Raw genomic sequence first — 18,250 nt, forward strand, 5'->3', positions numbered from 1 at the left:
CTCACGAGCCTATCCGCCCGACTCCCCGGCCCCTCTCCCCCACACCCGCAGGTGCGTCCCGCACCACCCCACCACCCCGCCACCCCGCCACCCCGCCACCCCGCCACCCTCGGCGATCTTGCACTTCCGGCCCCGACAAAGGTGCCATTCGGCGCGAACGGAGGGCCCAACCTGCAAGATCGCGGGTGCGGGGTGCGGGGTGCGGGGGGGGCGGGGGGCGGGGGGCGGGGTGCGGGGGGGGGCTAGCGGGGGGTACGGAGGGCGGCGGCGCGGCGGGCCCGGTCGACCGCGGCGGGGAGGGCGGCGATCAGGGCGTCGACGTCGGCGGGGGCGCTGGTGTGGCCGAGGGTGAAGCGCAGCGAGGAGCGGGCCCGGTCGTGGTCGGCGCCCATCGCGATCAGCACGTGCGAGGGCTGCGCCACCCCGGCCGAGCAGGCCGAGCCGGTGGAGCAGGCGATGCCCTGGGCGTCGAGCAGGAGCAGCAGCGCGTCGCCCTCGCAACCCGGGAAGGAGAAGTGCGCGTTGCCCGGCAGCCGGTCGGCCGGTTCGCCGTTGAAGACCACCTCGGGCACCGCCTCACGGACCCGCCGGACCAGGTCGTCGCGGAGCGCGGCCACCCGGGCGGCGTACTCCTGCTGGCCCTTGACGGCGGCCTCGACGGCGACCGCGAAGGCCACGATGCCGGCGGTGTCCAGGGTGCCCGAGCGCACGTCGCGCTCCTGCCCCCCGCCGTGCAGCAGCGGGGTGGCGGCGACGTCCCGGGCCAGCAGCAGCGCGCCCACGCCGGTCGGGCCGCCGAGCTTGTGCCCGGTGACGGTGAGCGCGGACACGCCACTGGCCGCGAAGTCCACCGGGACCTGGCCGACCGCCTGGATCGCGTCGGTGTGGAACGGCACCCCGTGCGCGGCCGCCACGGCGGCCAGCTCGGCCACCGGCTGGACGGTGCCGACCTCGTTGTTGGCCCACATCGCGGTGACCACGGCGACCCGGTCGGCGTGCGCGGCAAGCTCGGCGCGCAGCCGCTCCGGGTCGAGCCGGCCGGCCGCGTCGACCGGCAGCCACCCCACGTCGGCGCCCTCATGGTCGACGAGCCAGTCCACCGCGTCGAGCACCGCGTGGTGCTCGACCGCGCTGGAGACCACCCGCGCCCGTCGGGCGTCGCCGCCGCGCCGGGCCCAGAAGATGCCCTTGACCGCGAGGTTGTCGCTCTCCGTCCCGCCGCCCGTGAAGATCACCTCGGAGGGGCGGGCGCCGAGCGCGGCCGCGACCCGCTCGCGGGACTCCTCCACCCGCCGCCGGGCACGGCGACCCGCCGCGTGCAGCGACGACGCGTTGCCGACCTCGCGGGCGGTGGCGACGTACGCCTCCAACGCCTCGTCGAGCATCGGAGTGGTCGCCGCGTGATCCAGGTATGCCATCACCGTTCAGCCTAACGGCCGAGTGCCGGCCCGCCGGACGCCGGACCGCCCGGAGACGGCCGGCGCCGGGGCGGGGAGGGTGTCCTCCCCGCCCCGGTGGTCCGGCCCGTCGGGGTGCGGGCCGGCCGGCGACGCCCGCGGGGTTCGGGCGCCGCTCAGGCGGGCACCGCCGTCACCACGATGTTGTCCCGGTAGTGCCGGGTCTTCGCGTCGAACGGCCCGCCGCAGGTGATCAGGGTCAGCCGGGGCTTGCCGTCGCGGGCGAAGTACCGCTCCAGCGGGATCCTCGTCTTCGCGTACTCCTCCCGGGCCACCACCCGGTACGCCCGCGGCTTCCCGTCCGCCCCGGTGGCGGTCAGGGTGTCGCCCTGGCCGAGCTCCCGCAGCCGGAAGAACGCCCCCTTGCCCTGGTCGGCGCTGTCCACGTGCCCGGCGATGACCACCGAGCCGGCGTCGGCCTCCAGGCCGGGGCCGTACCGGTACCAGCCGATCGTGTCGACGCTCGGCGGCACCTCGAACTCGTCGGTGCGCTGGTTGATGCCGACCGGGTTGACCCTGGCGGTCACGTCGATCGACGGGATGCGCAGCTTCACCGGCGGGACGGTCTCCTCCCCGGCCGGCAGCTCACCGGCCGCGACCGGCACCGAGGAGGTGGTGCCGGCGCTGGTGGCGGCCGTCGGGGTCGGGGTGGCGGTGGCCAGGGCCGCGGCCTCGTCGGACCCGACGTCCTCCGCCGGCTGCGACCCGCACGCCACCAGGGTGGCGACGGTGAGCGCGGCGACGCCGGCGGCCATGGCCGCCAGCGCCCCGCGATTGCGCACCGTCACTTGCGACCGGTCCGGGCGGTGGCCACCCGCGCCCCGCCGCCGACCAGCAGCAGCACGCCGGCGCCGGCCAGCACGTACCACCAGGTGTCCACGCCGGTGCCGGCCTGGCCACCGGTGCCGCTCGGCACGCCACCCGGCGCCGAGTGCAGCCCGGTGATGGTCTGCGCGACCAGGTCGAGGTTCTTGCCCTCGGCCGAGCCGATCGCGTAGACGATGGTGGCGGTGCCCTCCTTGAGGTTGAGGTCCGCCGGGCCGATCGCCACGGTGTCGGTGCCGGCCAGCACCACGTCCGCCTTGACGGTGCCGGCGGCGACGTCGGCCTTGGCCTCCTTCGGGTTGGTCAGGCCCTCGAAGACTGGCGTGCCGCCGGCCCGCACGTCCACCGCCGGGGCGGCGGCGGTGTGCCGGACGATCAGCCGGGCCTTGCCGGCGTCCACCTTGGCCGTGTCGTTGACGAACGGGGTGATCTTCGGCTTGCCCGCGGCGTCGAGGTGCGCGGCGAGGCTGATGTTCGCCCCGCCCGGGACCTCGGCGTCGTCGACCTTGAGGATGGCCTTGTCCACCGACTCGCCCGGCTTGGTCAGCGCGATGTCGTACTCGCCCTCGGCCAGGCTCAGCGGGCCGGCCACGTCGCCCGGCTTGAAGTTGTCGAGGGTCTTCTTGCCGTTGACGTACACGTCGACCGGGGTGTCCGGGATGCCGTGCACGACGGAGACCTTCGACGAGGCGGCGTAGGCCGGGCTCATGGTGGCGGCGCCGACGCCGGCGAACGTCAGGGCGGCCACCGCGCCACCCGCGGCGACCCGACGGAAGATCGAGAGCTGCATGTCTGCCTCCTGGTATTTCGTACTGATTCGTCAGGCCCGGCTTGCAGAACGGGATACGCCGCGTCCCCGAGCCCCGGATGCAGCCGGATCCACTTTCTTTTTCTTCGTCCGCGCCGCATCCGGACCGGCCTCCGGCGACGAAGAGCAGGTGAGAAGAGTGGGCACCCACACGGACCGGGGAGGTGGGGCGATGAGGACGGGAGCTACAGTCGGGCATGCCCCACGGAAGGCGACCCGCCCGGTGACGGCGGTACGACACGAACCGGACCCCCCGCCGCCGGACGACCTCGCGGAACGGTTCCGCGCAGGCGACGAGCGCGCGCTGCGGGAGGCGTACGACAGATACGGCCGCGCGGTTCTCCACCTGGCCGTCAGCACGCTGGCCAACCGCAGCGACGCGGAGGACGTCACGCAGGCGACCTTCGTCGCGGCCTGGCTCGGAAGGGACACCTTCGATCCGGCCAAGGGCTCGCTGATCGGCTGGCTGCTCGGCATCGGGCGGCGCAAGGTGATCGACCGGCTGCGCGCCGCGGCCCGGGAGACCAGGGTGGTCGAGACCGTCCGGCAGCTGCCCGAACCGGCCCCCACCGGGCCCGACCCGGACGCGGTGGTCGACCGGCTGGTGGTCGCCGACGAGCTGGCCCGGCTCCCCGACGACCAGCGACGCATGCTGGAACTGGCCTTCTACGACGACCTGACACACCAGCAGATAGCCACGGTGACCGGGGTGCCGCTGGGCACGGTCAAAAGTCACATCCGACGCGGTATGGCGAGCTTGAAACGCAGATGGGAGGTGGACGGTGCAGCACCTGGACCACGACCGGCTGGTCTTTCTGGCGCTCGGTGAGAGCCAGGCGGAGCACGGCGAGACCGATCACCTCGGCACCTGCGCCGCCTGCCGGGGCGAGCTGCAGGCCCTCCAGCACGTCGCCGGGCTCGGCGCCGAGACCCAGGGCCTGCGCGAGCTGCCCGAACCGCCGGAGCACATCTGGCAGGGCATCATGGCCGAGATCAACGCCGCGGAGGCGCTGCCGTCGCTGACGGAGGCCCGCCGGCAGTCGACCGGCGCGGGACCGACCGGCGAGCCGCCGGCGGCTCCCGGTGCCGCGGTGCCGATCGGCGCCGGCCGACGCCGGCGCTGGTCCCGTTGGGCCACCACCCTGGTCACGGCCGCCGCCGCCGCGGCGGTGGGCGTGGTCGGCACGCTCGCCGTGGTCGACCGCGACCGGCCCGCGCCGCAGCAGGCCGTACTCGCCAGCGCTCCGCTGGCGGCGTACGGGACGACCCCGAAGGACGCCAACGGCGACGCCCGGGTCCTCACCGACGGCAAGGTGCACCTGCACGTGGCGAATCTGCCGAACGTTTCCGGGTACTACGAGGTCTGGCTGATCAATCCGAAGAACATGGAGATGTTCTCGATCGGCACGTTGCGCAGCCGGTCGGGCGACGCCCTCCTCCCGTTGCCACCAAACGTCGATCTTCAGGCATACTCGGTTGTCGACGTCTCCGCCGAGCAGTACGACAACAAGCCCGCCCACTCCGGCGAGAGTCTGCTGAGGGGCGCCCTGACGGGCTGATCGGCGGGCCGGCTCAGCTCCCCGGCCCGCCGATCAGCTCCCTTCCCACCGCACGGGAAGTCCGCAACAGGAAAGAGCCGCCGTCCGGGTCCGGACGGCGGCTCCTTCCTGTTGTCGGGGCGCCGCGCGGCGGCGCCCCGACGGCGTACTCACTTGCGCTTGCGGATCTCCTCGGCGGCCTGCGGGACGATCTTGAACAGGTCGCCCACCACGCCGAAGTCGGCCAGCTCGAAGATCGGGGCCTCGCCGTCCTTGTTCACGGCGACGATCGTCTTCGAGGTCTGCATGCCGGCCCGGTGCTGGATCGCGCCGGAGATGCCCAGCGCGACGTAGAGCTGCGGGGAGACGGTCTTGCCGGTCTGCCCGACCTGGAACTGGTGCGGGTAGTAGCCGGAGTCGACCGCCGCGCGGGACGCGCCGACGGCGCCGCCGAGCAGGTCGGCCAGCTCCTCGACCAGCTTGAAGTTGTCCGCGTTGCCCACGCCACGACCGCCGGAGACGACGATGCCGGCCTCGGTCAGCTCGGGGCGGGAGCCCTTCTGCTCGGCGACCCGGTCGACGACCTTGGCCAGCTTGTCCGCGTCGGTGACCGACACGGTGAGCTGCTCGACGGCCGGGGTGGCCGGCGCCGGGGTCGGGTTGACCGAGTTCGGCCGGACGGTGACCAGCGGCAGGCCCTTGGTGACCTTGGACTTGACGATGGTGGACCCGGCGAAGGCGACCTGGGTCGCGGTGCCGTCGGCGGCCAGGCCGACCACGTCGGTCAGGATGCCGTTCTCCAGCTTGACGGCCAGCCGGGCGGCGATCTCCTTGCCCTCCTGGGCCGAGGCGAGCAGCACGGCGGCGGGCTGGACCCGCTTGACCAGCTCGGCCAGCACGGTGGCCTTCGGGGCCACCAGGTAGCCGTCGATCTCCTCACCCTCGGCGGCGTAGATCTTCTCCGCGCCGTACTCACCGAGCTTGGCGCTCAGCGCCTCCGCGGCGCCGGCGCCACCGAGCACGACCGCGCTCGGGGTGCCCAGCTCGCGGGCGAGGGTGAGCATCTCCAGGGTGACCTTCTTGACGCCGAATTCCTTGGTGGCTTCGACGACGACGAGAACCTCAGACATGTCCAGACCTCTCACACGAACTTCTCGGTGGCGAGGAACTCGACCAGCTTGACGCCGCCCTCGCCCTCGTCGGTGATCTTCGCCCCACCGGAACGCGGCGGGCGCTTGGTGTGCTCCAGCACGGCGCTGGTCGCGCCGTCGAAGCCCACCTCGGTCGGGGCGACGCCGAGGTCACCCAGGGAGAGCGTCTGCACCGGCTTCTTCTTGGCGGCCATGATGCCCTTGAAGGACGGGTAGCGCGGCTCGTTGATGGTGTCCCAGACGGAGACCACGGCCGGGGTCGAGGCGGTGACCACCTCGTAGCCCTCCTCGGTCTGCCGCTCGACGGTCAGCGTGGCGCCGTCGACGGTGAGCTTGCGCGCGCCGGTGAGGGCGGCGACGCCCAGCCGCTCCGCGATCATGTGCGGCATGACCTGGACCCGGCCGTCGGTCGACTCGGCGCCACAGATCACCAGGTCCGCGTTGAGCTGGCCGAGCGCGGCGGCGAGCACCTTCGAGGTGGCCACGGCGCAGGACCCGTGCAGGGCGTCGTCGACGACGTGCACGGCCTTGTCCGGTCCCATGGAGAGCGCCTTGCGGATCGACTCGGTCGCCCGGTCCGGACCCATGGTCAGGATGGTGACCTCGCCGCCGTGCGCCTCCTTGATCTTCAACGCCTCTTCGATGGCGTACTCGTCCATCTCGTTGATGACGTTGTTCGCCGAACCGCGGTCGACGGTGTTGTCGTCAGTACGCAGGTTGCGGTCCGCGCCCGAATCGGGCACCTGCTTGACGAGTACGACGATGTTCATCGCGCTTCGACGACCCTCCTGTTTGGTGTTGCGATTGCTCGCCCGGTCTCGGGCGCAGCCTCCCGCGTGACTTAACGCTCGGTCAACCACGGACTGCTGTGCAGTTGCCCACGGCGCAATGTTACCCGCAAGTAGCATCGCCTCCCCGGGGCCTCAGAGTGACACAGCTCACCGGTGCCCGCAGCGCCGGATTCCGCCCCGGGGATCCGACTCAGGCCGGCTCGGCCAGCGCTCCCCTGATCCGCTCGATCACCGCGGCCTCGGCCGGCGCCACCCCCCGGTGCGCCTGGGCCACCTGGTCCGCGGCGGCCAGCACCAGGTCCCGGTACGCCGCGACGTCACCCGGCGACTTCTCCCGCAGGATGTCGACGGCCCGACCCAGCGCCGGCAGCACCACCGACTCCACCTCCAGCGCGGAGTCCCGGGGCAGCCGGGGCAGCGGGCCGACGGTGAGCGCCTCCTTGACCAGCCCGCTGGCGCCGCCGAGCGCCCCGGACGCGGCGAAGCTCTCCCGGATCATGGCGAACATGCCGGGGTCGGCGTTGGAGACCAGGAACACGGCCCCGAAGGCGCCGATCTTCAAGGTCAGCTGCTCGTCCTCCGTCAACTGCTGCATGATCACGGAGTGTAGACGTACGGGGTCGTTGTGGTGACCGGGACGAAGCCGAGCCGCTCCAGGATCGGCCGACTGTTCTCCGAGGCGTCCACCTGCAGCAGCGTCGTCCCCCGCTGGTCGGCCAGCCGCGCCCGGTACGTCACGAGCGCCCGGTAGATGCCCCGGTGCCGCCACCGTTCCAGGGTCGAGCCGCCCCAGAGCCCGGCGAAGCCGGTGTTGGCCACGTACCGGATCCAGCCGGCGCTGACCACCTCACCGTCGGCCTCGGCCACCACCACCGTGATCGACTGCGGGTCGGCGGCGATCTCCTTCTCCAGCCCGGTCACCAGGTGGCTGCGGTCGGACCGCCAGACCTCCTCCTCCATGGCGGCGATCCGCTCCAGGTCCTCCCGGCTGGTCACCTCGCGCAGGCGTACCCCCTCGGGCAGCACCGGCACGGCGCCGGCCAGCGGCGCGACCGGCCCGAGCAGCACGGTCTCCCGGTCCTCCGGCACGAAACCGGCCGCGACGAGCCGGTCGGCGAGGTCGGCCGGCTCGTCATGGGCGGCGAGCTTCCACTCCACCGACATGCCGCGCTGCCGGAAGTACTCGACCTGGCGGGCGATCAGCGCGTCCAGCTCGGCGCCGGCCAGCCCGTCCAGGGTCCGGTAGGTGAGGAAGCCGCCCTGGTCGAGGCCGACGACCCGGAACAGCGGGCCGTCCCGCTCGACGGTCACCCCGGCCGGCACCGGGTCCGGGATCTCCGGACGGAGCTGGGTGTCGTAGGCGTCCCGCAGCGTGCGCGCATCAAGATCGGTCATCCGTCCAGGCTAGGCCGGGCACAAAGCGGATAATCGTCCCGTGTGGCAGGCGATCAGGCGGTGGTTCGACCCGTCGGAACTCCGGTCCGTGGGCACCGCCCCGGACTACCGCTTCTCCCTGGCCAACGAACGGACCTTCCTGGCCTGGCTGCGTACCGGCCTGGCGCTGATCGCCGGCGGGCTTGCGGCCGCCCAGTTCCTGCCGCCGCTGCCGCTGCGCCACCTGCGGGAGGCGCTCGCCGTGGCGCTGCTGCTGCTCGGCGGCACGGTCGCGATCCGGGCCGTGGACCACTGGGCCCGTACCGAGCGGGCCATCCGGCTCGGCGAGGAACTGCCCGCCTCCCGCTTCCCCGCCGTCCTCGCCCTGCTGGTGGCGCTGGGCGCGCTGCTGTTGGTGGTCGCGGTGCTGGTCGGGGTGGTCCGCCGGTGACCGGCGACCCGGGGCTGCCATCCGAGCGCACCCGGCTGGCCTGGCGACGGACCGCGCTGGCGCTGACCGTGGTGACCGTGCTCGCGCTCCGGCTCGCCCTCACCGGCGACCCGGTCGGCGCGCTGCTCGCCGCGGCCGTGCTGGCCCTCTGGCTGGGGGCGCTCGTGGTGTGCTGGGAGCGGGCCGCCGGGCGGGGCCCGCTGCGGGTCGGTTCCCGCGCCCTGCCGCTGGTCGCGCTCGCCACCGCCGGCCTGGCGTCGCTCGCCGTGCCGCTGGTGTTGCGCGGGGTGTGGTGACGGGCGGGGGTGCGCCATGATTGACCCATGGCCCGCCTGTACGTCCTGCTCTTCCTCGTCCAGATCGTTCTCGCGGTCTGCGCCCTGATCAGCTGTCTCTCCACCGCCGACGGCGCGGCCCGCGGGCTGCCCCGGCTGCTGTGGGTGCTGGTCATCCTCTTCTTCCCGCTCGTCGGTTCGATCGCGTGGTTCCTCGCCGGCCGCCCGGCCGCGCCGGCCCGCCCCGGTGTGGCGGGCCACGACCCGGCCCCGCGTGGCCGGCCGCGCCCCCTCGCCCCGGACGACGACCCGGAGTTCCTTGACTCGCTCGGCGAGCGGTCCCGCCGCCAGGACGAGGAGATGTTCCGCCGCTGGGAGGAGGACCTGCGGCGGCGGGAGGGCGACCTGAAACGCCGCGAGGGCGACCCGCCGCGCGAGGAGGACCGTCCGGAGGTCTGACCGACCTGCGGCGGGACGGCAGAATCATCGGCGTGCGGATCAGCCTGCTCGGGCCGCTGGAGGTCCACGCCGACACCGGGAGCCCCGCCGAGGTCGGCGGGGCCCGGCTGCGCCGGCTGTTGATCCTGCTGGCGCTGGAACCCGGCCGGTGGGTCCCGGTGCCCCGGCTGGTCGACCGGCTCTGGGGCGACCAGCCGCCGGCGGGCGCGGCGAACGCCCTCCAGGCGCTGGTGTCACGGCTGCGTCGGGCCGTACCAGGGCTGCCGGTCGAGGCGGGCCCGGGCGGCTACCGGCTCGCCGTCGGGCGGGACGCGGTGGACCTGCACCGGTTCGAGACGATGACGGCGGCCGGCCGGGCGCTACTCCCGGACGACCCGGCCCGGGCCGCCGACCGGCTGGCCGAGGCGCTGGCCCTGTGGCGCGGCCCCGCGCTCGCCGACGTCGCCGGCGACGACTTCGCCCGCGGGCCGGTCGCCCGGCTGGGCGAGCTTCGCCTGGCCGCCACCGAGGACCTGATCGAGGCCCGGCTCGCCGTCGAGGACCCGAGCGTCCTCGTGCCCGAGCTGTGCGAGCTGGTGGCCGCCCATCCGCTCCGGGAACGGCTGACCGGGCAGCTGATGCGGGCGCTGCACGCCACCGGCCGCTCCGCCGAGGCGCTGGCCGGGTACGAGCGGCTGCGGTCCACGCTGGCCAGGACGCTCGGCACCGATCCCGGGCCGGAACTCACCGCGCTGCACCTCGCGGTGCTCCGCGGCGAGCACCCCGCCGGCCACCACCCCGGCCGCCCCGCCCCGCCGCGCGCGACGCCGGCCGACGCGCCCCCGGCCGGGACCGCCCCCGTGGCCGGCACAGTCGCCGCCGCTGGCGCAGCCACGCCTGCCGGGGTCACTACGGTCGCGGGGGCGGCCACTCAAGCCGGGGTTGCCGGAGTCGCGGGGGCCGCCACGCCCGCCGGAGCCACCGGTATCGCGGACAGCGGCGGAGCGGTCGGGGCAGCCGGCCAGCGGCGGCGGTCCGCGCCCGATCCGGCCGGCCCGGCGCCGCTCGGGCGGAACAACCTCCCCGCGGGGCTGACCAGCTTCGTCGGCCGCGAGGACGCCCTCGACCAGGTCCGCGACCTGCTCACCCGGACCCGGCTGGCCACCCTCACCGGCCCCGGCGGCGCGGGCAAGACCCGGTTGGCGGTGGAGTCCGGCCGGGGCGTCGTCGACCTGTTCCCCGACGGTGTCTGGCTGGTCGAGCTCGCCCCGGTCACCGACCCGGCCGAGGTGGCGCAGACCGTGCTCGCCGCCCTCGGACTCCGCGAGCAGGCCCTCTTCGCCCGGGCCCGGGTGCCGGCCGCCGGCGAGGTGACCGACCCGATGGCCCGGCTCGCCGGCGCCCTCGCCCACCGCACCGCGCTGCTGGTGCTGGACAACTGCGAACACCTCCTCGACGCCGCCGCCGGCCTGGTCGACCGGCTGCTGGCCACCTGCCCCGACCTGCGGGTGCTGGCCACCAGCCGGGAGCCGCTGGGCATCACCGGGGAGGCAATCCACCCGGTCGGCTCGCTCGCCCTGCCGCCTCCGGACGCCACGCCGCCGGTGGCGTTGGCGTACCCGGCGGTGCGGCTGCTCGCCGACCGGGCCGCCGCGGCCCGACCGGACTTCACCGTCGACGCCACCACGGTCGGTCCGGTGGTCCGGATCTGCCGGGCGCTGGACGGGATGCCGCTCGCCATCGAGCTGGCCGCGGCCCGGCTGCGCGCGATGACCGCCGGCCAGGTCGCCGCCCGGCTGGACGACCGGTTCCGGCTGCTCACCGGCGGCAGCCGCACCGCGCTGCCCCGGCACCAGACGCTGCGCGCGGTGGTCGACTGGAGCTGGGAGCTGCTCCCCGAGGGCGAGCGGGCGCTCTGGCGACGGATGTCGGTCTTCGCCGGCGGCGCCACCCTGGAGACCGTGGAGCGGGTCTGCGCCGGGACGGACCTCGCCCCGGCCGATGTCCTCGACCGGCTCTCCGCGCTGGTGGAGAAGTCCCTGGTGCTGACCGTCGGCGACGCGGAGCCGCGCTACCGGATGCTGGAGACCATCCGGGAGTACGGCCGGGACCGGCTGGTCGAGGCGGGCGAGGCCGACCCCGTCCGGCGGGCGCACACGGCCGAGTTCCTGTCGCTGGCCGAGCGGGCCGATCGCGAGCTGCGCGGCCGCGACCAGCTGCGCTGGCTCGGCCGGATCGCCGTCGAGCAGGACAACCTGCACGCGGCGCTGCGCTGGGCGATCGGCACCGGGGACGCCGCGACGGCCGTCCGCTTCGCCGCCGCGCTGGGCTCGTACTGGTGGCTGCGCGGGCAGCGGGCCGAGGGCGCCGACCTGGCCGAGGAGGTGCTCGCGCTCGCGGACGAGCAAGGGCTCCCGGCGACCCCGGCGCTCGCCGTCGCGTACGCGGTCGGGTCGATGAACGTGCTCAGCGCCCGGGCCGACCTGTCGCTGAGCCAGCGGTGGCTGCGTCGGGGTGCCGTTCTGGCCGCCGGGCTGGACGACGCGTCACCGTTCCTCCGGCTGGTCGGCCCGATGGCGGCGATGAGCGACGTGCGGGATCCGCGGGCCGGGTTCGCGGCAATTTCCCGGCTCTTCGCCGACCGGGATCCGTGGGTGGGCGGGGCCGCCCGGCTGATGCACGCGCACATGGAACTCAACACCGGCGGTCCGCCCGCGTCCGCCCGGGCGCGGTTCGCCGAGGCCCTGGAGCTGTTCGGCTCGGTGGGTGAGCGCTGGGGCCTGTCCACCACCCGCTTCTCCCTCGCCGACCTGATCACGCGGGACGGTGACCACCGGGGCGCGGTGGCCCACCTGCAACGGGCGGTGGACGACGTACGCGACCTCGGCGCGGCCGAGGACCTGCCGCAGATGCAGGCCCGGCTGGCGCACGAGTACTGGCTGCTCGGCGAGCGGGACGACGCCCTGGCGCTGCTGGCCGAGGCGCAGCGGGAGGCCGAGCGGGTGGGTGCCGACGAGGCGCTGGCCGGGGTGGCGGCGACGTACTGCGAGGTGCTGCGGGACCGGGAGGACTGGGCGGGTGCGGCGTGGTGGGCCGGGCGGGTCGAGCGGCTGACCGGGGCCCGCCACGTCGTCCCGCAGTGGCGCGCCATGATCGCCACCGGGCTCGGTCACGTGGCCGTCGGGCAGGGTGACCTGCCGGCCGGGCGGGCGTACCTGGACCGCGGCCTCGACCTGGCCGTCGAGTCGATGGACGCGCCGGTGGTGGCGATCGTGGTGATCGGGTATGCGGACTACGCGCTCCGGGCCGGTCGACCGGGCGCGGCGGCCCGGCTGCTGGGCGGCGCCGACGGCATCCGGGGCGGCGACGACCGCAGCGCCCTCGACGCGCTCCGGGTGGCCCGGGCCGCCCGCGCGACGCTCGGCGAAGCGGAGTTCGCCGAGGCGTACGCGGGCGGCCGGGAGGCCCGGCTGGGCAGCGCCCGCGAGCTGGTGCGGGTCACACTCGACGCTTGAGCCCACGGACCGCGAGCGGGGCGAAGACCGCCGCGATGGCGGCCGCCCAGAGCAGTGACTGGGCCACCGGCCCGGCGACCGGGCCGCCGACCAGCAGGCCGCGCAGCGCGTCGGCCAGGATGGTGACCGGGTTGACCTCGACCCAGCGCTGCAGCCAGGACGGCATGGTCTCAGTGGGTACGAACGCGTTGCTGGTGAAGGTGAGCGGGAAGATCACCATGAAGCCGAAGATCTGCACCTTGTCCGGCTCGCTGACCAGCACCCCGACCAGCACCGAGATCCAGGCGACGGCGAGCGAGAAGGCCAGCAGCAGGGCGAACGCCCCGAGCAGCCCGACCACGCCGTTGCCCAGCCGGAAGCCGAGCAGCGCGCCCACCCCGATCAGCAGCGCCACCGACCAGGCCTGTTTGACCGTGTCGGCGACGATCCGGCCGGCCAGCGGCGACCAGCGGGCGATGGGCAGCGCCCGCAGCCGGTCGAAGACGCCCTTGGTCAGGTCGTTGTTGAGCCCGAACCCGGTGGTCATGGTGGCGAAGAAGGCGTTCTGCACGATGATGCCGGGCAGCGCGAACTTCAGGTAGTCGCCGGGGCTGCCCGAGATCGCCCCACCGAAGACGTACGTGAAGAGCAGCACGAACATCACCGGCTGGATGCTCAGGTCGAGCAGCTCCATCGGGTTGTGCTTGATCTGCACCAGGCTGCGCCAGGCCAGTGTCATGGTGTGCCGCAGCCCGGCGGTGAGGCCGAGCCGGCGGGCCGGGGCCAGCGGCGGGGCGGCGGCGGTGACGGCGGTCATGCCGGGGTCCTTTCCAGAGCGTCGTCGGCCGGGGCGTCCTGCTCGGCCCGATGGCCGGTCAGGGAGAGGAAGACCTCGTCGAGGCTGGAGCCGCGCAGCGCCAGCTCGGCCACCGCGACCTCGGCGTCGTCGAGGCGGCGCACCACGGCGGGCAGCACCCCGGGGTCGTTCACCGGCACGGTCACGGTGGTCTGCGCGACCTCCGGGGTCACCCCGGCCACCTCGCGGGCGACGGCCAGCACGGTGGGCAGGTCGGTCGCGTCCACCGGCCGGACGGTGAGCACCTGCCCGCCGGTCTTGGCCTTCAGCTCCTCCGGGGTGCCCTGGGCGATGACCCGGCCGTGGTCGACCACGGCGATCTCGCCGGCGAGCTGGTCGGCCTCCTCGAGGTACTGCGTGGTGAGCAGCACGGTCACCCCGTCGGCGACCAGCCGGCGGACGATGTCCCACAGCTCGTTGCGGCTGCGCGGGTCCAGGCCGGTGGTGGGTTCGTCGAGGAAGAGCACCTGCGGCCGGCCGACCAGGCTGGCGGCCAGGTCGAGGCGGCGCCGCATGCCGCCGGAGTAGGTCTTGGCGGCCCGGCTCGCGGCGTCGGTGAGCTGGAAGTCGGCCAGCAGCTGCGCCGCGCGGGCCCGGGCGTCGGCCCGGCCCATGCCGAGCAGCCGGCCGATGAGCAGCAGGTTCTCGGTGCCGGTGAGGGTCTCGTCGACCGACGCGTACTGACCGGTGAGGCCGATCAGCTGGCGCACCCGGTGCGCGTCGCGCCGCACGTCGTAGCCGCCGACGGTGGCGTGCCCCTCGTCGGCGGCGAGCAGGGTGGCGAGCACCCGCACCGCGGTCGTCTTGCCGGCGCCGTTGGGGCCGAGCAACCCGAAGACCGTCCCGGTGGGGACCTCCAGGTCGACTCCGGCCAGGGCGGTGGTGGCGCCGAACCGGCGCACCAACCCCTCGGCGCGGATCGCGTACGTCATCCGAACTCCCGTCGTTGTCGCTGGTCACCTCACGATGAACAACGGGTCTGACGGTACGGTGACGTCCGCTGACATTCCGCTGATTTAGCTGCTGACAGAACGCGACCGCCGCGCCGGTCACCCGGCGGCGGCGGTCGCGGCGCCGGTCAGGCCAGGTTCGACGACCGGGGGTACGCGTCGGCCGGGTCGGTCAGCACGTTCACCAGGTACGGCACTCCGGCGTCGAACGCCCGGGCCAGGGCCGGGCCGAGGTCGGCGGCCTTGGCCACCGTCTCGCCGGCGCCGCCGAGCGCCTCGACGACCTTGTCGTAGCGCAGCTCGGGCTGGAGGTCGGCGGCGACGTCGTAGCCGTACATGGCGTGCATCGGGTGCTTCTCCAGTCCCCAGATGCCGTTGTTGCCGACCACGACCACCACCGGCAGCTTCTGCCGGACCAGCGACTCCACGTCCATCAGCGAGAAGCCGGCGGCGCCGTCGCCCATCAACACGCAGATCTGCCGGTCGGGGTGGGTGACCCGGGCCCCCATCGCGTAGCCCATCCCGGTGCCGAGGCAGCCGTACGGGCCGGGGTCGAGCCAGGTGCCGGGCTGCGCCGGCTCGAGGTAGCGCCCGGCGTACGAGACGAAGTCGCCGCCGTCGCCGATGGTGATCGCGTCGGTGGCGAGGACCTTGCGCAGCTCGCCGTAGACCCGGGCCGGTCGGATCGGGTCGGTCTCGCCGGCCATCTCCTTCGCGTCGCGGGCCTTCGCGGCGTCCTCGGCCGTGCGCAGCTGGGCGATCCAGTCGGTGTGGTCGGTCCGGTCGCCGGGATGGTCGGCCAGCGCGGAGAGGATCAGCCGCAGGTCGCCGGCGGGGCTGGCGGCGGTCCGCACGTGCGAGGCCCGCTGGGTCGGAGCGTCCACGATGTGCACCACGGTCGCCTCGCCGAAGTCGCCGAAGCCGAGCCGGAAGTCCAGCGGGGTGCCGACCACCACGACCACGTCGGCGCCGGAGAGGGCGGGCCGGCGGGCCTTCGCGAAGGCGAGCGGGTGCTGCGGGGGCAGCGCGCCGCGGCCCATGCCGTTGGTGAAGACCGGAACCTGGAGGGCCTCGGCGGCCTCGCGGAGCGCGGCGACGGCGTCACCGGCGTACACGTCGGAGCCGGCGATGATCACCGGCCGTTCGGCGGCAGCGATCAGCCGGGCCGCCCGGGCCACCTCGTCCGGGTCGGGCTCGACCGGGTCGACGGCGGCCGGCGCGGGAAGCTCGGCGTCGCCGACGGAGAAGACCGCTTCGAGCGGGAAGTCGAGGAAGGCCGGGCCGCGGTGCGGAGTGAGCGCGGCGGCCAGGGCGGCGGTGACGGCGCGCGGGATGTCGTCGGCGCTGAAGACCGTCTCGGCGTGCTTGGTGACCGGGGCGACCAGCGGCAGGTGGTCCATCTCCTGGAGGCTGCCGGAGCCCCAGCGGAACTGCGGGGCCCGCCCGCCCAGCACCAGCACCGGGGAGGCGTTGAAGAACGCGCTGGTCAGGCCCGAGATGCCGTTGGTGACGCCCGGCCCGGCGGTGAGCACGGCGAGACCGGGGCGGCGCTGGAGCTTGGCCACCGCCTCGGCGGCGAAGACCGCGGACTGCTCGTGCCGCACGTCGTAGATCGGGAAGCCGGCCTTGTGCGCCGCGTCGTAGAGCGGGAAGACGTGCCCGCCGGAGAGGGTGAACATCTCCCGTACGCCGTGGGCGCGCAGGGCGGCCAGCGCCAACTCTCCGCCGTGACCCTCGACCCGCTGCGTCATCGCCGCTCCCCTCGTCCCATGACCGGATGTCACACGCTACTGGCCGGTACCGGCGATGTGAACCGTTCTCGGGTCGGCGGCGCGGCGGGCGCCGCCGACCCGGCCCGGCTCAGCGCCCGGTGAAGTCGGGCTTGCGCTTCTCGACGAAGGCGGCCATGCCCTCGCGCCGGTCGTCGGTGGCGAAGAGCGCCGCGAAGAGCTGGCTCTCCCAGGCCAGACCGGAGTTCAGGTCCATGTCCAGGCCGCCGTCGACGGCGAGCTTGGCCGCCCGCAGCGCCTGCACCGGCCCGGTCAGGAACGGCGTCACCAGGGCCACCGCGGCCTCGTAGACCTCGGCGGCCGGGACCACCCGGTCGGCCAGGCCGATCCGCAGCGCCTCCTGCGCGTCGACCATCCGGCCGGACATGATCAGATCCTTGGCGCGGGCCGGGCCGACCAGGCGGGCCAGCCGCTGGGTGCCGCCGGCGCCGGGGATGATGCCCAGCCGGATCTCCGGCTGGCCGAGCTTGGCGTCCTCGGCCACCACCCGCCAGTCGCAGGCCAGCGCCAGCTCGCAGCCGCCACCGAGGGCGTACCCGGTGATCGCGGCGACCACCGGCTTCGGGATCCGGGCGATCGCGCCGAGCGCGCTGGAGAGGTCGGCCGCCCGCTCCGACATGTCCACGTAGGACATGTCGGCCATCTCCTTGATGTCCGCGCCGGCGGCGAAGACCTTCTCCCCGCCGTACACGATGACGGCGCGGACGCCCGGGTCGGCGGTCGCGGCCGCGGCGGCGGCGCGCAACTCCTCCTGCACCTGGGTGTTGAGGGCGTTCATCGGTGGCCGCTCCAGCCGGATGGTGCCGATGCCGTCCTTGGATTCCAGCCGCACGAACTCGCTCACGCTGCCCTCACTTCCTCGTCGAAGTCGCGTGCCAACCTTACGGCCCGGTCGTTGGGGTACGTAGTCTGGTGTCAGCCCCGCTCCCGGGAGTCCAGCCATGATCACGTACTACGACGACAGGTCCGTGCGGGTCGACTCCACCGCGATCCGGGTAGACGGGCGGGCCTACCCGCTCGCCGAGATCGGCATGGTCTGGCACCGGCGGGGCGACCGCTCCTGGCGGGTCCTCGCCGGCCGGGGTGCGATCGGCGTGGCGCTGGCCGGGCCCCTGGTCGCCGCCCTGCTCGGCGTGGCGCTCGCTCTCTGGCTGCACCGTTCCCTCACGGTCACCGTCGCCATCGTCGGCGCCTCGGTGCTGGTCGGGCTGGCCGTCGGCCCGCTCGCTGACTTCCTCTTTGAGCACCTCGACCGGTCGTACGTGCGGGGCAGCCGGCAGTGGGAGATGTGGGCCCGCTGGCGCGGGCACCCCGTGCTGCTGCTGCGGACCGGGGACGCGCTGCGCTTCGGCAAGATCTACCGGGCGGTGCAGCGGGCGATGGAGAACGCCGGCCCGGCCCCGCGCCCGGCTCAGAACCGGATGGGCCCGTCGGGGAGCAGCCCGAGCCCGCGCAGCAGGCCGTAGAGATCCTGCTCGCCCCAGAACTGGACGATCCGGCCGCCGACCAGCCGGTACATCTTGCAGCCGCTCTGCACCGCGGTCGCCCCGGTCGCGTCCCGCCGGTAGGTCTGGGCGAAGGAGACGACCACCCGGTCGCCGGCCGCGTACAGCTCGACGATCTCCTGGTCGAGCACCGTCAGCCCCGGCGACAGCACGGCGCCCTCGACGAAGCGCCGGCCGCGCACCGCCGTGCCCGAGCCGTAGATCTCCACGTCCTCGGCGACCACCTCGGCCAACTCGTCGAGATCCTTGGTGACGAAGGTCCGCAGGTAGCGGCGGACCGTCTCGACGTTGCGCTCCCGCTCACCGTCCCCCATGCGCCCCGACGCTACGCCGCCCCCCACCGCAGCGCCCGTCCCCCACGGCCCCGACCTTCGCCCCGCGCCAGGCCGATCCATGCGGCAGGTCGAGCCGTCGCGCCAGGCCGAGCCGTGCGCCAGGCCGAGCCGTGCGCCAGGCCCAGCCGTGCGCCAGGCCCAGCCGTGCGCCAGGCCGAGCCGTGCGGCAGGCAGGCGGGCCGGTCGGTGGGCCGACGGCCGGCGGCGGCCCG

General features: G+C 74.5%; 19 protein-coding genes. 7 read left to right on the plus strand and 12 right to left on the minus strand.

Annotated features, from left to right (window positions below; all coding sequences use genetic code 11):
- Positions 1–242: 242 nt before the first annotated feature.
- The 3 genes from V6U81_RS01320 to V6U81_RS01330 all read right to left on the minus strand — a co-directional run bounded on the left by V6U81_RS01320 (position 243) and on the right by V6U81_RS01330 (position 3,072).
- A complete protein-coding gene (locus V6U81_RS01320; protein ID WP_334483085.1) occupies positions 243–1,418 on the minus strand; it encodes a cysteine desulfurase family protein in 1,176 nt (391 codons plus the stop codon).
- A 155-nt stretch (positions 1,419–1,573) separates the two neighbouring features.
- On the minus strand, positions 1,574–2,245 hold the full coding sequence (locus V6U81_RS01325; protein WP_334483086.1) for a class F sortase: 672 nt from the start codon (positions 2,243–2,245) through the stop codon (positions 1,574–1,576).
- Positions 2,242–3,072 carry a DUF4397 domain-containing protein gene (locus tag V6U81_RS01330; RefSeq protein ID WP_334483089.1) on the minus strand — a complete coding sequence of 277 codons (831 nt, stop codon included), beginning with the start codon at positions 3,070–3,072 and terminating at the stop codon, positions 2,242–2,244. The genes V6U81_RS01325 and V6U81_RS01330 overlap by 4 nt, the downstream gene beginning before the upstream one ends.
- A 241-nt stretch (positions 3,073–3,313) precedes the next feature.
- On the opposite strand from V6U81_RS01330, the gene V6U81_RS01335 reads away from it, so the two are divergent.
- Positions 3,314–3,919, plus strand: a complete 606-nt coding sequence (locus V6U81_RS01335) for an RNA polymerase sigma factor (protein ID WP_334483091.1) — start codon at positions 3,314–3,316, stop codon at positions 3,917–3,919.
- Positions 3,873–4,649 (plus strand): anti-sigma factor, encoded by a 777-nt coding sequence (locus V6U81_RS01340; protein ID WP_334483092.1) that lies wholly within the window; start codon positions 3,873–3,875, stop codon positions 4,647–4,649. The genes V6U81_RS01335 and V6U81_RS01340 overlap by 47 nt, the downstream gene beginning before the upstream one ends.
- Positions 4,650–4,798: 149 nt before the next feature.
- Here V6U81_RS01340 and V6U81_RS01345 read toward each other — a convergent pair whose 3' ends face one another.
- From V6U81_RS01345 to V6U81_RS01360, 4 genes are all read right to left on the minus strand, one after another.
- Positions 4,799–5,758, minus strand: a complete 960-nt coding sequence (locus tag V6U81_RS01345) for an electron transfer flavoprotein subunit alpha/FixB family protein (protein ID WP_334483094.1) — start codon at positions 5,756–5,758, stop codon at positions 4,799–4,801.
- 11 nt (positions 5,759–5,769) lie between these two features.
- The gene (locus V6U81_RS01350; RefSeq protein WP_334483096.1) at positions 5,770–6,549 is read right to left on the minus strand and encodes an electron transfer flavoprotein subunit beta/FixA family protein; all 780 of its coding nucleotides are present in this window, start codon (positions 6,547–6,549) and stop codon (positions 5,770–5,772) included.
- A gap of 211 nt (positions 6,550–6,760) precedes the next feature.
- Positions 6,761–7,165 (minus strand): hypothetical protein, encoded by a 405-nt coding sequence (locus V6U81_RS01355; protein ID WP_334483099.1) that lies wholly within the window; start codon positions 7,163–7,165, stop codon positions 6,761–6,763.
- A 2-nt stretch (positions 7,166–7,167) separates the two neighbouring features.
- Positions 7,168–7,965, minus strand: a complete 798-nt coding sequence (locus tag V6U81_RS01360; protein ID WP_334483102.1) for a GNAT family N-acetyltransferase — start codon at positions 7,963–7,965, stop codon at positions 7,168–7,170.
- 40 nt (positions 7,966–8,005) lie between these two features.
- Here V6U81_RS01360 and V6U81_RS01365 point away from each other — a divergent pair, with 40 nt between their 5' ends.
- Genes V6U81_RS01365 through V6U81_RS01380 form a run of 4 tightly spaced genes read left to right on the plus strand, consistent with a single transcriptional unit; the run spans position 8,006 to position 12,623 of the window.
- On the plus strand, positions 8,006–8,395 hold the full coding sequence (locus V6U81_RS01365) for a YidH family protein (RefSeq protein ID WP_334483105.1): 390 nt from the start codon (positions 8,006–8,008) through the stop codon (positions 8,393–8,395).
- Positions 8,392–8,691 (plus strand): DUF202 domain-containing protein, encoded by a 300-nt coding sequence (locus V6U81_RS01370; RefSeq protein WP_334483108.1) that lies wholly within the window; start codon positions 8,392–8,394, stop codon positions 8,689–8,691. Before V6U81_RS01365 ends, V6U81_RS01370 begins: the two co-directional genes overlap by 4 nt.
- Positions 8,692–8,718: 27 nt before the next feature.
- Positions 8,719–9,129, plus strand: a complete 411-nt coding sequence (locus V6U81_RS01375; protein WP_334483111.1) for a PLD nuclease N-terminal domain-containing protein — start codon at positions 8,719–8,721, stop codon at positions 9,127–9,129.
- A 32-nt stretch (positions 9,130–9,161) separates the two neighbouring features.
- Positions 9,162–12,623 (plus strand): AfsR/SARP family transcriptional regulator, encoded by a 3,462-nt coding sequence (locus tag V6U81_RS01380; protein WP_334483113.1) that lies wholly within the window; start codon positions 9,162–9,164, stop codon positions 12,621–12,623.
- On the opposite strand, the gene V6U81_RS01385 is transcribed toward V6U81_RS01380, so the two are convergent.
- The 4 genes from V6U81_RS01385 to V6U81_RS01400 all read right to left on the minus strand — a co-directional run bounded on the left by V6U81_RS01385 (position 12,607) and on the right by V6U81_RS01400 (position 17,042).
- On the minus strand, positions 12,607–13,419 hold the full coding sequence (locus tag V6U81_RS01385) for an ABC transporter permease (RefSeq protein WP_334483116.1): 813 nt from the start codon (positions 13,417–13,419) through the stop codon (positions 12,607–12,609). The two genes, V6U81_RS01380 and V6U81_RS01385, sit on opposite strands and share 17 nt — an antisense overlap.
- A complete protein-coding gene (locus tag V6U81_RS01390) occupies positions 13,416–14,390 on the minus strand; it encodes an ATP-binding cassette domain-containing protein (RefSeq protein ID WP_334483118.1) in 975 nt (324 codons plus the stop codon). Before V6U81_RS01390 ends, V6U81_RS01385 begins: the two co-directional genes overlap by 4 nt.
- A gap of 146 nt (positions 14,391–14,536) precedes the next feature.
- Positions 14,537–16,159 (minus strand): acetolactate synthase, encoded by a 1,623-nt coding sequence (locus V6U81_RS01395; RefSeq protein WP_334483121.1) that lies wholly within the window; start codon positions 16,157–16,159, stop codon positions 14,537–14,539.
- A 109-nt stretch (positions 16,160–16,268) separates the two neighbouring features.
- Positions 16,269–17,042: an enoyl-CoA hydratase-related protein gene (locus V6U81_RS01400; RefSeq protein WP_334483123.1), complete on the minus strand. Its 774-nt coding sequence runs from the start codon at positions 17,040–17,042 to the stop codon at positions 16,269–16,271.
- 97 nt (positions 17,043–17,139) lie between these two features.
- Between V6U81_RS01400 and V6U81_RS01405 the strand changes: the two genes are divergently transcribed.
- Positions 17,140–17,664, plus strand: a complete 525-nt coding sequence (locus V6U81_RS01405) for a DUF6232 family protein (RefSeq protein ID WP_334483125.1) — start codon at positions 17,140–17,142, stop codon at positions 17,662–17,664.
- Here the strand turns inward: V6U81_RS01405 and V6U81_RS01410 are convergent.
- Positions 17,610–18,017: a nuclear transport factor 2 family protein gene (locus tag V6U81_RS01410; protein ID WP_334483127.1), complete on the minus strand. Its 408-nt coding sequence runs from the start codon at positions 18,015–18,017 to the stop codon at positions 17,610–17,612. The two genes, V6U81_RS01405 and V6U81_RS01410, sit on opposite strands and share 55 nt — an antisense overlap.
- Positions 18,018–18,250: the final 233 nt, after the last annotated feature.

The organism is Micromonospora lacuserhaii (assembly GCF_036902735.1).
GTDB lineage: Bacteria > Actinomycetota > Actinomycetes > Mycobacteriales > Micromonosporaceae > Micromonospora.

What these genes read in the sequence shown, in the direction of transcription:
- V6U81_RS01385 (WP_334483116.1), bottom strand. Translation starts at nt 13,419, where the DNA reads ATGACCGCCGTCACCGCCGCCGCCCCGCCGCTGGCCCCGGCCCGCCGG.
- V6U81_RS01390 (WP_334483118.1), bottom strand. Translation starts at nt 14,390, where the DNA reads ATGACGTACGCGATCCGCGCCGAGGGGTTGGTGCGCCGGTTCGGCGCC.
- V6U81_RS01320 (WP_334483085.1), bottom strand. Translation starts at nt 1,418, where the DNA reads ATGGCATACCTGGATCACGCGGCGACCACTCCGATGCTCGACGAGGCG.
- V6U81_RS01355 (WP_334483099.1), bottom strand. Translation starts at nt 7,165, where the DNA reads ATGCAGCAGTTGACGGAGGACGAGCAGCTGACCTTGAAGATCGGCGCC.
- V6U81_RS01375 (WP_334483111.1), top strand. Translation starts at nt 8,719, where the DNA reads ATGGCCCGCCTGTACGTCCTGCTCTTCCTCGTCCAGATCGTTCTCGCG.
- V6U81_RS01330 (WP_334483089.1), bottom strand. Translation starts at nt 3,072, where the DNA reads ATGCAGCTCTCGATCTTCCGTCGGGTCGCCGCGGGTGGCGCGGTGGCC.
- V6U81_RS01345 (WP_334483094.1), bottom strand. Translation starts at nt 5,758, where the DNA reads ATGTCTGAGGTTCTCGTCGTCGTCGAAGCCACCAAGGAATTCGGCGTC.
- V6U81_RS01410 (WP_334483127.1), bottom strand. Translation starts at nt 18,017, where the DNA reads ATGGGGGACGGTGAGCGGGAGCGCAACGTCGAGACGGTCCGCCGCTAC.
- V6U81_RS01405 (WP_334483125.1), top strand. Translation starts at nt 17,140, where the DNA reads ATGATCACGTACTACGACGACAGGTCCGTGCGGGTCGACTCCACCGCG.
- V6U81_RS01395 (WP_334483121.1), bottom strand. Translation starts at nt 16,159, where the DNA reads ATGACGCAGCGGGTCGAGGGTCACGGCGGAGAGTTGGCGCTGGCCGCC.
- V6U81_RS01350 (WP_334483096.1), bottom strand. Translation starts at nt 6,549, where the DNA reads ATGAACATCGTCGTACTCGTCAAGCAGGTGCCCGATTCGGGCGCGGAC.
- V6U81_RS01360 (WP_334483102.1), bottom strand. Translation starts at nt 7,965, where the DNA reads ATGACCGATCTTGATGCGCGCACGCTGCGGGACGCCTACGACACCCAG.